Here is a 19361-nt window from a genome sequence, read left to right as displayed (position 1 = left end):
CGAAAGTTAAACTAAAAACATGGCGAATAACCGGTGTTCGTCAACTGAGCGACGAATTTTGAGGGGGTTCAACACCATATTGTGGGGCGGGCAGAAAGGCCGGCTGGAGTAGAAGCGGCGAAAAGGAAGCGGGATTTATACCGTAGAATGAGGCGGATGGAGTGGTTGCGGAGACAATAGAGGCATTAATGCCCTAAAATGTTGCGGATCGAGCGGATGTGGCGAAAGGAACGGGATAAATCCCACAGAATGCAGCTGATCGGGCGAATACGGAGAAATGAGCGGTATAAATCCCGCAGAATGTACCGGATCGAGCATATACGGAGAATTCTACGGTATAAATCCCGCAGAATGTACCGGATCGAGCGAATACGGTGAAATGAACGGGATAAATCCCGCAGAATGTACCGGATCGAGCATATACGGAGAATTCTACGGGATAAATCCCGCAGAATGTACCGGATCGGGCGAATACGGGGAAATGAACGGGATAAATCCCGCAGAATATATCGGATCGAGCGAATACGGTGAAATCTACGGTATAAATCCCGCAGAATGTACCGGATCGGGCGAATACGGTGAAATGAGCGGTATAAATCCCGTAGAATGCAACGGATCGAGCATATACGGAGAATTCTACGGGATAAATCCCGCAGAATGTACCGGATCGAGCGAATACGGAGAAATCTACGGTATAAATCCCGCAGAATGCAGCGGATCGGGCGGATGCGGAGAAATGAGCGGTATAAATCCCGCAGAATGCAGTCGATCGAGCGGATGTGGCGAAATGAACGGGATAAATCCCGCAGAATATATCGGATCGAGCGAATACGGTGAAATCTACGGTATAAATCCCGCAGAATGCAGCGGATCGAGCGAATGTGGCGAAATGAACGGGATAAATCCCGCAGAAAGCAGCGTATGGAGCGGATGCGGGGAAAGGAACGGTATAAATCCCGCAGAATGCAGCGGATCGGGCGAATACGGGGAAATGAACGGGATAAATCCCGCAGAATGCAGTCGATCGAGCGGATGTGGCGAAATGAGCGGTATAAATCCCGTAGAATGCAGTCGATCGAGCGGATGTGGCGAAAAGAACGGTATAAATCCCGCAGAATGCAGCGGATCGGGCGGATGCGGAGAAATGAGCGGTAAAAATCCCGCAGAATGCAGCGGATCGAGCGAATGTGGCGAAATAAACGGCATAAATCCCGCAGAAAGCAAAGGATCGAGCGGACCGGTCCGGATCAATACACCTTAAAGGAGTGATTCCGCCCATTAACCGGAGAACCACTCCTTTTTTATAGCCAACTTTATAATCCAATCAACGACGACCTCCGTGATCGTTAACTGTGTAAATTGCTGAACTCGATTCGCGAGCTGAAGGACCTAGTAAACTCTTTTTCGATTATTGTTTTCATGATATTGTGATGTACTTTGAGTTGTGATTGATCGGCGTGGTCTCTAAGGAGTTCAAAGAGCGCTGCTGATTTTTTGAAGCCTGTATCATCGTCTAGCTTGATGCTTAATAATAAGATTTCTAGAATAGTGTTGATTGTATCGTACATATTCTCTTGTTTATAGTAATACATCGCCAGCAGATAAATGTAATCCTCATGGTATCTGATATTCACAATAGTCTCATGTTCTCCTATGTCATCAACATTGATTTTGAATTCCTTCAGAATCCAATCAACGGAATAATCATGTATTATCGAAGATTCTAAGATTGTAATGAGTCCCGGCAATAACTCTTCATCATCACTTTTTCTAATAAACTCAACGTATTTATGTAGGACTCCCATTTTGCCTTCCAACAGATCGATAACGTATGAATTGGCTTTTGCTATATTGCGGTAATATTCGACTTCATTAATACCCTCTTCATCTAAACCTACTATCCAGCCCAGGTCAGCATACTTCTGAATACATATTTTTGCCTCGTCAAACTTACCGGATTTTTGTAGTGCTATACCTTTTGCGCATGAGCTATATCCAAAATAATAGGGGATACTCCGTTTCAGTTTAGGACCTCTTATGAGGTTACTATTGTTTTCATATATGACGGAAATTTGTTCATGTAGCTTGTCTGCAATTTCAATCATGGCATCCCAATTTTCAAATGAAAATGATGCCTTAAGCATCTGAATCAAGGAATCCACATTCAACCCTTCCAAATCCAACTTCAATCCTATCTCCCTTTCTAGAGCATATCATGCATCGATTAAGATAATTGTATTTCATTTCTAAATTATTCATTTATTTTACATTAAATCATGTGATTTCCATCACGTTACATAAGGTTAAAAGGGTCTTTATTAATAATTTTCAAAATAGATCCAGCCCATATTATCTTCCTTAAGTTTCTATTGTTGGAGGAATAATGTTTGTTCTGTTGTTCATTTGTCCCCTTGTTTTTGGGTTATTTGTACGTAAAATGCGGAAATGTACCTATCGTGGAACTCGTTCTTCCTTTATGATCATCCCGTAAAGAAAGCGCTATCAAATAAATTTTAACCACATTTTATGAGGGGGTAAGGATGATTTGAAGCGAATGGGAAAAAAGCTGGGAATGAGCCTGTTGGTATTTATAATTGCAGCAGCGCAGTTCGGTTTCACAGGAACGAAGGGCAATGTGGCACTAGCAGCTGAGAAGAGTATGGCGCAAAAGCCCTATATGGGCTGGAGCAGTTACAGCATGCAGGTGTACGACGGTGCAGGCAACTGGACCTCGGCCGAAAGCATCAAAAAACAATCGGATGTTATGCATGAGAATTTGCAAGCCCATGGGTATGAATACATCAATATTGATGCGGGCTGGAATGGCAGCATGGATGAATACGGCAGACCGATTCCAAGTGAGACCTTATATCCTAACGGATTTCAAGAGGTCATCGACTATGTTCATAATAATGGACAGAGAATTGGAATCTATATGATTCCGGGGGTATCCATCGATGCCTATAATCAGAATCTAGAGATTTACGGAACGGGTGGCCAATGCCGTATACAGGACATTACAGCCAAACCGCTTACCATTATGGATTATTGGAATTCCTACACTTATAAAATTGATTTCACGAATCCATGTGCCCAGAAGTATGTGGATTCTATTGCGGATATGATTGGCGAGTGGGGCATTGATTTCGTCAAATTTGACAGCGTGACTCCTGGCTCGGGGATTGACAACTTGAGCCGTGATGCGCGCGGCGATGTAGAGGCATGGTCTAAGGCTTTTGACAGAAATAACATCTGGTTTGAGCTGTCCTGGGCGCTCGATCACAATTACGTGGATTTCTGGAAAAAGTATGCCAACGGTTGGCGAATTGACTGGGATGTTGAAGCTTACGATGGCAGTGGGCTGACAGCCTGGCCGAGTATTTCCCGCTTGTTCCCCAAAGCAGCACTTTGGTGGAGGGATGCAGGTCCTGGGGGTTGGAATGATTTTGATTCTCTGAACGTTGGTAACGGATCTATGGATGGTCTGACCAAAGACGAGCGGAAATCCGCGATGACATTCTGGTCAATCTCTTCCGTGCCATTGTATACAGGTAATGACATGACTAGGCTGGACAGCTATGGTCTAGAACTGCTTACCAATGATGAGGTAATTGCCGTAAATCAGGCAGGACGTCCAGGCCATCCGGTATCTATGGATACCCAGCAGCAGGTTTGGTATGCCAATAATGGAGATGGCACTTACAGCGTAGCTCTGTTCAATTTGGGCAGTCGGAGTGCGGAGGTGAAAGTCAAATGGAGTGATCTCGGCCTTGAGGGCCCGGCTTCCGTTCGCGATTTATGGAGTCACACTGAGCTGGGAGACTTTGAGAAGGAATTTAGCGGAGGGATACTTGAACCTCATGCGTCACGGATGCTTAAAGTTACAGCATTAGGTGGTACCTCTACAGTCAATGATGATGATACAGGTATGCGCTACAGCGGGGATTGGAAGCGTAATGGCGGCAAAGAGCTGCTAGAAGGAAAGCAAGATTTGAGCATTACGATCAAGGATTCCTCGTCTGCGCCGTCGATGGCTTCACAATCGGATGTTACGAACTATGGGACTGACCCGTCTGAGAATTCGTCTGCTGCGAACAAGGCAACGGTCACTAATGTAGTATACATTAATGATAATGACAGCGGCATTAAATATAATGGCGCATGGCAGGTAAGCTCATCTAGAGGATTGGGTGATTATAAAGACGATGTGCATTATGCCGAGAAGAACGGTGATTCCTTTGAGTACACCTTTACGGGCACTGGCATTGACCTGCTGACCGAAAAGCATGAATCTCAGGGAGATATGATTATTACGCTGGACCATGAGGCTGCACAGACCGTTAGTGCTTATAAAACGGGATCAAGAGAGGTACAGCAAAATCTGTACAGTGTCTCGGGACTTGCTAACGGCTCTCACACACTTAAAGTGGTCAAAAGCTCAGGTGATTTTATGCTGCTTGACGCGTTTAAGGTGACTACAGAAACTCCAGCAGGAGGACAGAATAGTACCATTACTCCGACATCTGCTAGATTCGACCAAGCAACAGAACAACAAGAGGATGTTACTGTCACCCTGAATTTGAATGGTAATACACTGAGCTGTATTGAAAATAATGGCGAGGCACTTTCGGAAGACGATTTTACGGTGACGAATGACAAATTGACCATCCATAAGCAATACCTTGCGCAGCAGCCGGCAGGCACAACCGACTTGATTTTCATTTTTAACGCTGGTGATCCACAGACCCTGTCGATACAAATTAGCGATTCTACAGGCATTCGTTATGTGATGATTAATAACGATGATTCGACAGTTAAGTACAATGGCACTTGGAACCGCAGCAGTGGCAGAGGATTGGGCGACTATAAAGACGATGTGCAATATACGGAGCAGAATGGTGATTCTTTTGAATATACCTTCAGAGGAACGGGGATTCAGCTGTTCACAGAGGTAGATGAGTCACAGGGTGATATGGATATATATGTTGACGATCAATTTAAGGAAACCGTCAGTGCCTATCATCATGGACAAATGTCACTTCAGAACCTTTACAGCATTTCTGGCTTACCGGATGGTATGCACACGCTCAAGGTTGTGAAGAAATCAGGCAGATTTATGCTCCTTGATATGCTCAAGGTAGAAATTCCGAATATGATTAATCCGATCGCTGCCAGCTTTGATAAAGCTGCTTCCGCTCAGGAAGATATTGAGGTGACATTGCTGCAGCAAGCGGAAAGCTTTACCGGCATTACAAACGGATCATATAATCTGGTTCTCGGGACTGATTATTCAGTAGCAGGTAACCGTGTTACACTGAATAAATCTTATCTTGCTGCACAGCCAGTGGGGACGCTGAACCTTAAGTTTACTGTGGGGGGAGATTATCTTAACGATGTTCACTCCACATCAGTGGACGGTGATTCCTTTGAATATACCTTCAAGGGTACCGGAATCAGCCTGATCACACCTATTGGTCCAGAGCAAGGTGATATGGATATTTATGTCGATGGACAACGAGTCCAAACCGTGAATGCGTATAGTAAGAGCCGCCTGACCCGTCAGGAAATTTATAGTATTTCGGGATTGGAAGGCGGGATACACACGCTTAAAGCTGTGAAGAAATCTGGTGATTTCATGCTGACGGATCAATTGAAATTCACAGTTTCAACGAGTCCTGCTGTATCTCCAACACCAACGCCAAGTCCGACACCAACTTCTACTCCAACACCAACATCAACATCAACGGATTCGGGTGGCTCGTACATTCCAGCTAAGCCTTCTTCCACACCTGCCTTGACTCCGACGCCAACTCCGGCAACTGGAAACGAGGATGGATCTGCAGGGAATGGCGAGTCTGATACGATCCGTCATACAGCATATATCAAAGGTTATCCGGGTGGGTTCTTCCAGCCGGAGCACGAAATTACGCGTGCTGAGATGGCAACGATTCTTGCCAATGTTTCTGAGAAGGGGGCTACTGGAGCAGGTGTCGTGTTCAGTGATGTGCCTTCTGGTTACTGGGGTGCTGATGCCATAACTAAAGTAGCGAAGATGGGACTAATAAAGGGTTACAGCGATGGCACCTTTAAGCCTAATCAAACGTTGACGCGTGCAGAAATGGCCACTCTGGTGACCCTGCTTAGAACGGATTCGACGCAGAAGGGTTCCGGTTTCTCTGACATCAATGGACATTGGGCACAGGCGGCGATTTTGCAAGCCCAAGGTACTGGCATTTTCACTGGTTATAATGACGGGACTTTCCGTCCTAATGCCAAGCTTACTCGTGCCGAAGCTGTTGTGGCTATGAATAGAGCTTTAGGCAGAGGTCCCCTAATCAATGTAACGAATCCACAGTGGGCAGATGTTCCGGCAACACATTGGGCCTTCGGCGACATTGAAGAAGCTTCGACGGATCATGTCTTTACATCTGGATCAGAGGCCAGAGATCAGAAGAAGAACTGATTGTCTAGCCAAAGCAATGATGAAGGGGGCCGTTATTGGCCCCTTTTTTCTAAATGACAGGAGGGCCATGTAAGGGTCACACATCGAAACAGCTGACGCACTATAGATAAAATATCGGAATTGCCGATAAAAGGCAGTGATAACGGCGTAGATCGCTGTTTTTTTTCCATTTCTGAAGAGGTGCAGGAGGGTGAAGTGAGTTCGAACCCTTGACTATGAAGCAAAATGTTTTAATCTATGGTAATGATAGCGCTATCGAAATGTCATATTGAGGGAGGCTAACTACGCTGAAATATTCCAATATCTTTCGTAAATTTCTAATCTCTTATGTGGTCATTTTGGTCATACCCAGCATTGGCGGGTACATGTCCTATCTAACCTCAATCTCCGTGACACAGTCCATCTCGATTGAGAATGGAGTCACTCAGCTTCAGAAAAGTCAGGAGATATTGGAGCGCCGTATGGCGGAGGTTGAAGGCTTTACCAGGCAATTGGCGGTCAACCAGGAGCTAAATGTTCTTATGAATGAAAGTGAAAATGAGACGAATGTGTATGGGATTTGGAAAACGATGCGGAATGTTTTGACTTTCGGCCAGACTAATGATTTTTTGCAAAACTATTATATTTACCTCGCTAACTATAATCTTATCCTAACCCCAGGTTCGACCTATCGTCCGGAGCATTACTACTCTAATTTCAACTATAAGGGTCTTTCGTTACAGGATTGGAGAAAAGAAGTGCTTGAGACAACCCACCGCAGCGAGATCAAGCCACTTAGTGATTTTGTCAGCAGGGGGATGCAAACCTCGGTTATTACCTATATGCAGTCACTCCCCTTGGATAGCTTTAATGATTCCTCGCCGGCTGTCGCAGTAGTGATTATTGATGAAAAAAATATTTCCAGCTTGCTCTCAGGCCTGACCGAGCGATACGGGGGCTGGGTGCATATTAGTGACGCTAAAGGGAATACGATTGTTCTGCAAGGAAGCGATGAGCAGAAAATGGTCAAAATGCTCGACGATTCAGCTTTTGATAAGAATAAGGTCAGTCAGTTCTACAAGGATGATCTGGTGGTTACTACCCGTTCCGATTCCAATGGCTGGGTGTATCAGACCGGGATTCCTCAAGATATTTTGATGGAGAATGCTAACAAGATCAAAAGAATCTCCATACAAATTACAGGAGGCACTCTAATTATCGGTTTGATCGCCGGACTGATATTAGCTTACCGTAACAGCGCGCCAATCAATCGTATGCTCAGCGTCATGAAGGAGCAATTCGGTAAAGAAGAAGCCTCGGAGAGGAATGAATTTGACTTTTTGAGCGGAAATATTGCCGATATGATTACCAAAAATAAGCTGCTCGAGTCCGAGCTTAACCGCCAGCTTCCTCTGGTCCGAGATGCCTTCCTGAAACGGCTGATTGCCGGTGAATTCAAGACGCGGGATGAAATTATCTCTGCAGCCAAGCAGGCGGATATCAGCATGAATCAGGATACTGGCTACGTAGGAATTGTTCAAATTAACGGTTATGCGGGTATGGACAGTGTTGAAATTCTGAACGAGCTGAGCGCTTCCCGGCTGCTGCTGAAACAGACCTTGGCTGATCTTGGCGTGGATGTCTTGATGACGGATATGGGCTCTGATAAAGTTGTAACGCTGTTCTTTTCTAGGGAAAAAGGAGCTGACAAGGAACAGGAAGCAGCGAATATCACCCAGACGATGGAGGAGCTCGCTCAAAATGTCTTTAATGAGTACCGCATTACCATTCTGGCGGGCTTCGGGGATCTATTCACAGAGGTAACGGAGGTTAGCCTTTCGTATGATCAAGCGAAGCAGGCGCTGGAATATGCAGTTTACATGAATAAGAAAGGAATTATCTGGAGTAGTGAAGCTCAGATCGAGAATACAACTTATTATTATCCGCTGGATTCGGAGCAACGGTTAATCAGCACGATTCGAGCCGGAGAGCTAGAAGAAGCCGAACGGATTGTGCGTGCGATTATCGCCCAGAATATGGAGCAGCGAGAATTATCCATCGAAATGAAGCACCAGCTTGTCGGGGAAATGAAGGGGACTTTTCTCAAGCTATTGGATCAAAAGGCATTTACCGAATATTCAGAGATCGAGAGTGTCAAACGGCGGGTCATAGACATTGGCTCATCAGAGTCGCTTGAGACGATCCAGAACGAATTTTTTGACATTATGGAAGAGCTGTGCGGACTCATTGCGAATAAAAAGAAAGATATTCATATTCAGATCATCAAGCAGATTAAGGACTACACAGCAAAAAACTATTCGGATACGGAACTGACCCTCTACCGGGTGGCGGAACAGGTGGAGCGGCCGGAAAAATACATTTCCCAGCTGTTTAAAGAGGTAACGGGTGTCAACTTCTCCGACCATTTGATAAAAGTCAGAATGGATCAAGCCATTATCCTGCTCAAAGAGAATGGATTAACGGTGGATGAGATTGCCGTGCGGGTGGGCTACAACAGTTCACATTCCTTCAGACGCGCATTTAAAAGGTTGATGGGTGTCTCCCCGAGTACCTATAGACAATCTGTGGATGAATAAAAAAATATGCCATAACATACGGCTGCACTGTCCACTTTGGACGATGCAGTCTTTTTTCTGATTTCAACCCTGCAATTTGGAAAAATGGCCGTTCTACTGCTATTTTGTGCTCCTCAGATAAGGCGATTTGTACGCTGAAGTCCCCAAGTGTACCTTTCTTTTGGAGATAAAAGTCATCTATGATCAATCCGTAGAAAGCGCTATCAAAAATCACAGACATCTGCTTAGGGGGAATTGTTCTGGAGAAAGAAATAGTATTACATCGCAAGTCGTTGCCGAAAAGCAAAGGCCCCGCATTCTTACAAAATGCTCGCAAAAGCATAAAAAAGCACTGGCAGTTACATCTGCTTGTGATTCCGCCTTTGCTGTTTTTTATCATCTTCAAGTATTATCCGATGCTGAACACTGTCCTAGCCTTTAAGGACTATAACGTCATAAAAGGGATATGGGGAAGCCCATGGGTCGGATTTAAAAACTTCCAGCTCTTCTTTGAGAATCCGCAGTTTTGGACGCTGCTCAAGAATACTATTATGCTTAGTGGCTATCAGTTGCTGGCGGGTTTTCCAATCCCGATTATTCTTGCGCTCATGATTAATGAGGTACGGGGAGGAAGGTTTAAGAAATTCGTTCAGCTTGTATCGTTTGCTCCTTATTTCATCTCGACGGTTGTCATGGTGTCAATCGTTATGCTATTTCTGGCCCCACGGCTCGGTTTTGCCAACATTGCACTCAACTTCTTCGGACTGGATTCTATTAACTTCCTAGGTGAACCCGGCATGTTCCGTTCGATTTATGTGTGGTCTGATATTTGGCAGACAGCGGGCTACAGTGCAGTCGTATATTTGGCAGCGCTTGCAGGGATAGATCCAACACTTTATGAAGCTGCCAAAGTTGATGGAGCCTCACGGTTTCAAAAAATCCGTCACGTCGATTTGCCAGGGATTGTGCCAACTATTGTTATCATTTTGATTCTGAATGTAGGGAATGTAATGGCGATCGGCTTTGAAAAAGTCTACCTGCTACAGAACCCGCTTAACCTCGTTAATTCTGAGATCATTGCCACTTATGTCTACCGGGTCGGTCTGTTGAATGCCAATTACAGCTTTGCAACTGCGGTGGGCCTGTTCAACTCCATCATCAACCTGGTTCTCTTATTTATAGTAAACGGTCTGGCGAAAAGAATTACGAAGAACAGCATCTGGTAGGAAAGGAGCTCATCTATGGCAGCAGCAGTTCAAAAAAAGATTAAAGAATCCGTCGGCGACAAAGCGTTCCTGATCACAATCTATATTGTGCTCACTCTTGTGGTAATCGCTGTACTTTATCCGCTTATTTTTATCATCAGCAGCTCAATCAGTAGTCCGGCAGCCGTGACCTCTGGTCGTGTCTGGCTCTGGCCTGTGGATATATCTTTCAAAGGTTTTAAAGTATTGCTGAATACGCCTGAGATTATCACTGGTTATGGAAACTCAATTTTCTACACCGCAGCGGGAACGCTGATTAGTATAACTTTAACGGTTATGATTGCTTATCCACTGTCTCGAAAAGGTTTTTTCGGACGAAATACACTGATGATGATCATTACCTTCACCATGATCTTCAGTGGGGGGCTAATTCCCACCTATTTGGTTGTGAAGGAGATGCATCTGATCGACACTCGCTGGGCGCTGTTGATTCCGAACGCCATTTGGGTCTGGCAGGTCATTATTGCCCGCTCCTTCTTTCAATCCTCGATTCCGGAGGAGCTTTTGGAAGCTAGTGAAATCGACGGCTGTAGTGATATGAGATTCATCTGGAGCGTGGTACTCCCGTTATCCAAACCGATTCTCGCAGTGTTGGTGCTTATGTACGCGGTAGGTCAATGGAATGCCTATTTCGATGCGTTGATTTATCTGAAATCAGCAGATTTGTTCCCCTTACAGCTTGTCCTGCGAAGCATCATCATTCAGAACAACAGCGCTGGTGGGGCTATGGACGTGGGGAAACTGGTCGAGAAACAACAGCTTTCCGAGCTGCTGAAGTATTCCTTAATTGTGATTGCCACCTTGCCGGTACTTGTTATCTATCCTTTCGTACAGCGTTATTTTGTACAGGGGATGCTTGTTGGTTCCGTCAAGGGTTGATCTTAGGAATCTCTTTTTTTGGAAAGGAGGTATGCCCGGAGTACACACTTAAGGTATCATCGTATCACCTGCTAAATTACAAAAGGGAGTGATAATATTTGAAGAAGCAAAGCTTGATAACTTTACTAATTCTGGTCATGGCATTTACGGTTGTAATTAGCGGATGTGCAAATAAAAATACAGGTAACGCATCCAGCACGCAGCAGGGCTCTGGTTCGGGTTCGCCTGGCAAGCCGGTTGAGATCAGCGTGTTCTCAGTTCAGGAATCCGGCATCGACCTTTCGACCAATAAATTCACAAAACATGTAGAAGAGAAATTTAATTTCAAATTCAACTGGCAGATCAATCCATCGGATGGTGCTCAGGAAAAACGCCAGATCTCACTGGCGAGTGGCGACTATCCAGATGCCTACCTGCTTACTCACTATATTGATCAATTCTCACAGGCCGATCTACTGAAATACGGCAAGCAAGGTGTACTCATTCCGCTAAATGATCTGATTGATAAATATGCTCCTAATATTAAAGCAGCCATGGAAAAGAACTCTGACCTAAGAACGTTTAATACTGCACCTGATGGCAACATTTACGGACTTGTAGCTTATACAGAATGTTTCCACTGTTCCTATCCTAGCAAAATGTGGCTGAATACTGAGTGGATGAAAAAGCTTAACTTGGAGATGCCGAAGACCACTGAGGAATTTAAAAATGTACTGAAAGCCTTTAAAACGCAAGACCCGAACGGCAACGGCAAAGCGGATGAAGTGCCGCTAAGCGGTTCCATCGAGGAGTTCGGCGTACGGATCGTTCCTTTCTTGATGAACGCATTTGTTTATGATGATGATCGTAATTACCTGAACATGAAGGATGGAAAGGTGCAATCTGCTGCCATTACTCCGGAGTGGAAAGAAGGATTGACCTATATTAAATCCCTGTTTGACGAAGGGTTAATTGATCCGGGTGCCTTTACACAAAACGCGGAAGCTTTTAAGAAAATCGGTGAAAATGCTGATGCAGAAATTCTAGGCGCAGGTGCAGGTATGCACCCAGCGATCTTCGTAAACATCGACCCGGGGAATACCCGCTCAGCACATTACAACCCGCTTCCTCCGATTTCGGGACCTTCAGGAATTTCTTATGCGACTCATGATGGAGGCGGCGTAGTCCCGGGTGCAAAATTCGTGATCACTAACAAAGCAAGTGAAGAAGCGCAAATTACACTGATCAAGATGGTGGATTATATGTTCACACCAGAAGGCCAAACGAATGGCGCAGCTGGCCTGAAGGGAACCGATTGGACCGATCCGGTTGAAGGCGATGTGGCGTTGGGTAAAGATGTTAAACCGATGATCAAATTAATTCCAGGTGAAGAAGGCGCAGCACCACGTAATGCGGGCTGGAGTGGTATGGCTCACTTCTATGAGCCTAAAGAATACCGTGATACTTACGTTCAAGGTACCGACATCTTTGCTTCTGATGGTTACGAACGTAGATTGTATGATGCGACTCTGCTATACGAAGGTCATGAGCCTAAAGAGTTGTTCCCTATCTGGTCGATCTGGATTGATCCAAGTGAGATTGATGAAGCCAGCTTGCTGCAGACAAATTTGAAAAATTACATCGAACAAAATGAGCTGCAATTCATCACAGGCAACAAGGATCTGAACAAGGACTGGGACGCTTATGTAAAGGGATTGCAGAACTTGAAGCTTGATCGTTATCTCGAAATTTTACAAAAGGCTTATGATACTTCAAAAAAATAAATATTGAAATCAGAATCAGGTGCTGTATGATAGACCCCGCACCTGATTTCTTGATTTCTAGGAGAAAATATGGTTTTTTATGGATGGAGGTTGAGTTATGACAGACGAGAAACATTGCAATCATTCATTTGTAGTTCCGCGCCGTGGACTACCTCAAATTAACGGCAGGCTTACGGAAAAAGGGACTGTGACCGTTGCCTTTTTAGGCGGCTCAATTACGGAGGGGGCAGGTGCTTCCGAAGCAGACACATATAGCTGGAGAGCGCTCACCGGTAAGTATCTTCAGGAACGGTTTGCGGATCAGGAGTTCCGCTTCATCAACGCAGGAGTGGGAGGAACGAACTCAACTTTAGGTGCTCATCGATTACAGGAGCATGTCCTGCAGCAGGGCACAATTGATTTGTTATTCGTTGAATTTAGCGTCAATGACGGCAGTGACCGGGAAGAATCCATTAGAGGGATGGAGGGCATTGTCCGCCAATGCAGACGGTTGTCACCGGGCACTGATATTTGCTTTTTGTATACGGCAGCAGAGAAGAATCTCTCCGGGAGCAATCCCTTTAATATCGCTGTCCATGAAGAAGTAGCTGAGCATTATAAGCTTCCCTCTGTTAATTTTGCAGCTAGAGTCTATGCGCAGCTAGAGGCGGGACAAATGGAGTGGACTAAGCTGGCACCGGATGGATATCATCCCAATGATGACGGTCATGCGCTGTATGCTTCCTTTTTGCGAGAGTATCTGGAGACAGCGCTTGTTCCTGGCAAGACGAATTTGAGCAGCGAAAGCTCTTTAGATATTCCACCCTTAGCGGAGCAAAATTATGAATATGGCAGTCTGCTTGATTTCCGCGCGGCTGATCATGTGAACGGTTACGAACTTCGCGAACTGTCTGCAGGAGATCCGCTGATGAACTGGCGTTTTGGAACAGAGCATCTGTATACCCATAGCAAGGAGGCTATGTTTTCTTTTACCGTAACCGGGCAAAGCGCAGGCTTGATGCTGCTCTACGGACCGGACAGCGGGATTTTTGAATATTCGCTTAATGACAGTTCTTATAAAGCTGTGAACTTATTCGATGAATGGTGTCCGCTTGCCTTTCGGCCTATTATCGCCATGTTTCCGATCCGGGAACAACGTCAAGAACTGCGGGTTACAGTACTCATTACGGGGCTGAAGGACGAACAGAGTAAAGGTACCAGCCTGCGTATTCTGAAACTGCTGCACAATTGATTATTTTAAGCGGAGATATTATACTGCCAAATATTAAGCGTTTACAAAAAAAGAAAGGCGGTGCCGATGATCACTTCTGCCGAGAACAATGCCTTAACTACTCCTACTGTAATCCGCCTGACGGATTATGGAGTACTGCCGGATTCTGGTTTAGACGCGCAGCCAGCCATGGTTCGGGCTATTCAGGCTGTCGCTGAAATTCCCGGCCCGGGACTACTGGATTGCCGAAGGGCTGCTATCATTTCTATCCGGACGAGGCCATCCGGAAACCTTATTTTATCTCGAATACTGCCAGCGAGGAAGAGAACCGGGATGTCACTAATCCAAGTTTGAGAGTATTGATGCGTTGGCCCTTAGTACCAAGAGCACCTGCGGACTGGTCTTTAAGTGCAATGGAATTCCGGCAGGCAGTGGTGAGGCTTGATGATGCGATTGAATTAAATGCCTGCAGTGAGGTTGAAATTGCTGATAATTTATTAAATGACAGATGGTGAGGAGAGCGCGTATGAAACTTCAATATGACAAGCCAGCATATGTATGGACGGAAGGACTTCCAATTGGGAATGGACGTCTGGGCGGTATGATCTTCGGTGGTGTGGAACAGGAGAAAATTAGTCTGAACGAGGATACGCTTTGGTCAGGATACCCAAAAGAGGGTAACAATCCCGGTGCTAAAAACGTTCTGCCAAAGGTGCGACAGCTGATTCAAGAAGGCCGCTATGTTGAGGCGGACACGCTGACCAGAGAAATGATGGGGCCGTATACTCAATCTTATTTACCTTTTGGTGATCTATTGCTTCGTTTTGAGCATGGCAACGTCTATCATTCTTATCAGCGTACACTGGATGTGGAAAATGCGCTGCATCGCATTGAATATCAGATTGGCAATGTTACTTATACCCGTGAGATGTTCGCTTCTCATCCTGATCAGTTGCTTGTACTTCGTTTGACCGCAAGTGTGCCAGGCGCATTGAATGTGCATGCTACGCTGGAAAGTCCGCTCCGGCACAACCTTTATTCGCAAGGTGAGAGCTATGTTCTATCGGGAACGGCACCGGAGCATGTAGATCCAAGCTATTTCGGGAGCGACAATCCCATCCGATACGGTGAATCAGGCAGCAGCAAGGGAATGGCTTTCGAAGGACAACTCTCCGTGACGGCGGATGACGGCCAAGTAACGGTTGATGGCAGTGGGATTCATTTGCTGGGTGCGACAGCGGCAACCTTTTATTTCAGTGCGGTTACAGGTTTTAAAGGGTATGACCTAATCCCGGGAATTGAAGGAAAAGATGCCTCCACCATTGCAGCTTCTTTCTTGGCAAGTGCTCAAGGCAAGTCTTACACCAGCCTGCTTCAAGCCCATATCACTGATTACCGGGCACTTTTCGATCGGGTGAAACTTCGGCTGGGCAAGCCGCTGGCGCCGGAAGGAATGTCAACCGAGCAGCGGATTACGACTTACTCCGCGCAAGATCCGGGTCTAGTTGAGCTGCTGTTCCATTTCGGACGTTATTTGCTGATCGCAAGCTCGCGCCCCGGAACGCAGGCTGCCAATCTTCAGGGAATATGGAATGCCTCTACTCGTCCGCCTTGGAGCAGTAACTATACACTGAATATCAATACAGAAATGAACTATTGGCCCGCTGAGATTTGCAATCTGGCAGAATGTCATGAGCCACTTTTGGATTTCGTCGGCAATCTGGCGAAGAGAGGGGCGGATACCGCTCGGACCAACTATGGCACCCGGGGCTGGGTAGCTCATCATAACTCGGATCTTTGGGCACACACTGCACCGGTAGGTGATTATGGCGATGGAGATCCAAGCTGGGCTTATTGGCCAATGGGGGGTATCTGGCTGACTCAGCATCTTTGGGAACATTATGCTTTTGGCGGAGACACTGAATACTTGCGGGCTTCGGCTTATCCTGTCATGAAAGAGGCGGCTCTGTTCGCATTGGATTGGCTAATTGACGATGGCAAAGGCAATCTTGTGACCTCCCCGTCCACTTCACCAGAGCATAAATTCCGGACAGCGGAAGGTGTGGCTGCGGTCAGCCCGGGTGCCACAATGGATATATCGCTGATCTGGGAGTTGTTCACGAACTGTATCGAGGCATCTGTGATTCTTGGAACGGATGAAGCTTTGCGTGAAGAGCTGAAAAGTACCCGTGAGCGTCTATTGCCACTGCAGGTTGGCAAGTACGGGCAACTGCAGGAATGGTCCTCTGATTTTGAGGATGAGGACATGTATCACAGACATACCTCGCATCTGGTTGGTATTTATCCGGGCCGCCAGTTGTCAGAAGAAGAGACCCCTGAGCTATTTGCTGCGGCAAGAACCTCGCTGGAGCGGCGCGGGGATGAAAGCACAGGCTGGAGTCTGGGCTGGAGAGTCGCTTTATGGAGCCGCTTCCGGGATGGAAACCGTTCCCTGCGTCTGCTCTCCAACATGCTGCGGCTGGTGAAGGACGGGGAGTCGGAGCAGTATAATCACGGCGGAGTTTATGCCAATCTGCTCGGCGCGCATCCGCCGTTCCAGATTGATGGCAACTTCGCAGCCTCCGCCGGGATTGCCGAAATGCTGCTGCAATCTCACCGCGGCTATCTCGAACTACTGCCTGCATTGCCAAATGAATGGCAGGAGGGAAGCGTTGCAGGTTTACGTGCCCGCGGTGGCTTTGAAGTCAGCATTCAGTGGGACAACGGCAAGCTAGTGGAAGCGCAGATCACTTCCCTGCTGGGCACAGAATGTGTGATCCGCATGGATACTCCACTTAAGGTAACCTGTGGCAGCCACGATTTACAGTGTGAACATTCTGCCGAAGGAAGGGTAAGCTTCGCTACAACCGCGGGACAATCCTACAAGCTTATCATTGGTGATCAGCAATAATCCGTTTAATAAGCGTATGAACAGCAGTAGGACCTGAACGTCTGGTCCTGCTGCTGTTTTTTGTATTGCTGCATGAATCTTCAGGACCAGCAGTGTTTAGGTAAGATGTGTTAGATCGCGGTATGGATCGGAAGATCGTTGTATAGAAAACGCTTTATCCGCTCTTTATAATGAGGTCATACTTGGGGGATACAGCTACTGAGACTGCCACCTTCAAGGTCCAAAATGCAGCAACAAGGAGGCAAATTATGCTAACTGACAGTAATACAACCGTAAACGTGAATACAGACACAACGTCTCTTATCCGTGTAACCAATGGCCTAGTGAATCTGGAGATTGATCTCGGAACAGGTGAGTCATCCGTTGTCGGCGGGACTTCTGCACATGTAAAGGGGATTCGCAGCGCCTTTCGCTGGCAGGGCCGGGAATATAATACTGAACACTATCAGAGCCATGTGCTGAAGTTGCAGGAAGAGGTTGTTCGTGAAGGTTTTGGCAAAGGTGTTCATCTAGTGATTGTGCATGAAACATCCCTGCTGCCACAGCTGGAGCAGCATTTTTATATTTATGAGTCATCCTCATATGTGTTGATGCAAAGTGCGATCGCAAGCGATGAGGATATCAAAGCGAACCGCATGGCGGTCATTCAGAGCAAATCGGTATCACTCGGCGGCGAGTCAGGTCAACCGGATGAACCAAGCATCCTGCGTGTGCCTTACGACAACGATAAATGGGTCAGATATACAGTGGTGAAGCCACCTATGGATACAGAGAGCTACGAGGTAACAGCAGTGTTCGCGCCGGATAGCCGGCGAGGGATTATCATGGGTTCCATAACTCATAAGGTGTGGAAAACGGGTATCCGTATCAAAAGCGAGCGAAGCGGCCAGATCGAGGAGCTGGATCTTTACGGTGGGGCTGTGAGTGAATTAACCCGCGACTTTCAGCCGCACGGTTATGTAAAAGGCAAAAGAGTGGAGTCACCGCTCGTATTCGTAGGTTTTTATGACGATTACAGAGAAGGTCTTGAAGCTTACGGCCGGGCCAATACATGGATTGAAGCTCCGCTGGCTTGGGAGGGTGGCGTTCCTGTTGGCTGGAATAGCTGGTCTGCCGCAATGGCTGAACTCGATTATGATTTGTATACGTCGACCAGTGAGTTTTTGAAAAAAGAAGTGCAGCCGTTAGGATTCCAGAATGAGGATACGCTGTACATCAACTTTGACGCTTTTTGGGATAATTTCACAGCAGAAGAGATGAAAAATGCACTTGAGCTAGTGCGGAAGAATGGTCATAGACCGGGAACCTACTGGACCCCTTTCGCTTTCTGGGGAAGTCCTTCTCAGTTCGGAGATGTCGTGGAGGGTACGAACGGTAAATACACCTATGGCGATATCCTGCTTCGGGACAGCGAAGGAGAGATTCTGCCGGATGTTGATGGAGGGCTAGCCATTGACCCCACACATCCGGGGAACCTGCAAAGAATGGATTGGTATACAAATAAATTCATCTCGGAAGGATTCGAGTATATCAAGCTGGATTTCTTAGCACATGGCGCACTGGAAGGGCAGCATCACAATCCGGAGATTACGACGGGCATTGCGGCGTATCACTACGGTATGTCCTACTTGCAGAACAAGCTGTCTCTAGAGGTAATTGGTCGACCGTTCTTTATTAATCTGTCCATCGCACCGTTGTTCCCTTATGCATTTGCACATAGCCGGCGTGTCTCTTGTGATGTTTTTGGCACGCTGCAGGATACAGAATACATGCTCAACTCTTTAACCCATGGCTGGTGGATGAGCGATTCATTGTACCGTTACAATGATCCTGACCATTCCGTACTGTACAAGAGCCATAACCAGGAAGCCACGGGCTGGCATGAAGGTCGCAGCCGGCTAACCGCTTCGGTGATCGTGGGAACGGTGCTGCTGCTAGGAGATGACTTCCGAAAAGAGGAAGCCGCCGCCCGGGCCAAAGCTTGGCTGAGCAATAAGGACATTATGGATGTTGCTCGTCTTGGCAAAACCTTCAGACCGATAGAAGGGGACCTCGGCAAGCAATCCTGTGATACTTTTGTGCTCGAATCTGCAGAAGAAAATGCTTTTTATATAGCCGTCTTCAATTACGATGCCGTGAAATCCGCTCCTAGATCTATCTCATTAGAACGTGCAGGGCTGAATGCTCAAGGTGCTTACCAGCTGCTGGACCTATGGGAAGGTGTAGAAGGGGAAACCTCAGGAGAGCTGGAAGTTACGCTTGAACCCGCAGAATCTAAAATCTTCAAATTGACAGCAAAATAAAAAAGAATACGC

12 protein-coding genes are annotated in these 19361 nt (G+C 46.5%); 11 read left to right on the top strand and 1 reads right to left on the bottom strand.

Annotated elements, in window-relative coordinates; all coding sequences use genetic code 11:
- The first annotated feature begins 277 nt into the window (after positions 1–277).
- Positions 278–1261 carry a hypothetical protein gene (locus tag MKZ16_RS23910; RefSeq protein WP_339814792.1) on the top strand — a complete coding sequence of 328 codons (984 nt, stop codon included), beginning with the start codon at positions 278–280 and terminating at the stop codon, positions 1259–1261.
- Positions 1262–1346: 85 nt separating this feature from the next.
- Here MKZ16_RS23910 and MKZ16_RS23905 read toward each other — a convergent pair whose 3' ends face one another.
- Positions 1347–2189: a DNA-binding protein gene (locus MKZ16_RS23905; RefSeq protein WP_141118619.1), complete on the bottom strand. Its 843-nt coding sequence runs from the start codon at positions 2187–2189 to the stop codon at positions 1347–1349.
- Between the two features lie 365 nt (positions 2190–2554).
- Here MKZ16_RS23905 and MKZ16_RS23900 point away from each other — a divergent pair, with 365 nt between their 5' ends.
- The 10 genes from MKZ16_RS23900 to MKZ16_RS23855 all read left to right on the top strand — a co-directional run bounded on the left by MKZ16_RS23900 (position 2555) and on the right by MKZ16_RS23855 (position 19349).
- Entirely contained in the window at positions 2555–6463 is a 3909-nt protein-coding gene (locus tag MKZ16_RS23900; protein ID WP_256715536.1) for a X2-like carbohydrate binding domain-containing protein, read from the top strand.
- A gap of 389 nt (positions 6464–6852) precedes the next feature.
- Positions 6853–9039 (top strand): helix-turn-helix domain-containing protein, encoded by a 2187-nt coding sequence (locus tag MKZ16_RS23895; protein ID WP_339814789.1) that lies wholly within the window; start codon positions 6853–6855, stop codon positions 9037–9039.
- A gap of 272 nt (positions 9040–9311) precedes the next feature.
- Positions 9312–10244 carry an ABC transporter permease subunit gene (locus MKZ16_RS23890; RefSeq protein ID WP_256715535.1) on the top strand — a complete coding sequence of 311 codons (933 nt, stop codon included), beginning with the start codon at positions 9312–9314 and terminating at the stop codon, positions 10242–10244.
- 15 nt (positions 10245–10259) lie between these two features.
- Positions 10260–11162, top strand: coding sequence for a carbohydrate ABC transporter permease (locus MKZ16_RS23885; RefSeq protein WP_036683268.1), 903 nt, complete (start codon positions 10260–10262; stop codon positions 11160–11162).
- A 137-nt stretch (positions 11163–11299) separates the two neighbouring features.
- Positions 11300–12925 carry an extracellular solute-binding protein gene (locus MKZ16_RS23880; protein ID WP_076106467.1) on the top strand — a complete coding sequence of 542 codons (1626 nt, stop codon included), beginning with the start codon at positions 11300–11302 and terminating at the stop codon, positions 12923–12925.
- Positions 12926–13022: 97 nt separating this feature from the next.
- Positions 13023–14156 carry an SGNH/GDSL hydrolase family protein gene (locus tag MKZ16_RS23875; protein WP_076106454.1) on the top strand — a complete coding sequence of 378 codons (1134 nt, stop codon included), beginning with the start codon at positions 13023–13025 and terminating at the stop codon, positions 14154–14156.
- 66 nt (positions 14157–14222) lie between these two features.
- Positions 14223–14489 carry a hypothetical protein gene (locus MKZ16_RS23870; protein WP_036683261.1) on the top strand — a complete coding sequence of 89 codons (267 nt, stop codon included), beginning with the start codon at positions 14223–14225 and terminating at the stop codon, positions 14487–14489.
- 8 nt (positions 14490–14497) lie between these two features.
- The gene (locus MKZ16_RS23865) at positions 14498–14650 is read left to right on the top strand and encodes a hypothetical protein (protein ID WP_176462660.1); all 153 of its coding nucleotides are present in this window, start codon (positions 14498–14500) and stop codon (positions 14648–14650) included.
- A gap of 11 nt (positions 14651–14661) precedes the next feature.
- Positions 14662–17046: a glycoside hydrolase family 95 protein gene (locus MKZ16_RS23860; protein ID WP_076106458.1), complete on the top strand. Its 2385-nt coding sequence runs from the start codon at positions 14662–14664 to the stop codon at positions 17044–17046.
- 248 nt (positions 17047–17294) lie between these two features.
- Complete coding sequence (locus MKZ16_RS23855) at positions 17295–19349, top strand: alpha-galactosidase (RefSeq protein ID WP_036683256.1); 2055 nt, start codon at positions 17295–17297, stop codon at positions 19347–19349.
- Positions 19350–19361 lie beyond the last annotated feature (12 nt).

It is taken from the genome of Paenibacillus sp. FSL R5-0928, from assembly GCF_037970385.1.
GTDB lineage: Bacteria > Bacillota > Bacilli > Paenibacillales > Paenibacillaceae > Paenibacillus_AQ > Paenibacillus_AQ odorifer.
This window is presented reverse-complemented; position numbering and strand designations above follow the sequence as displayed.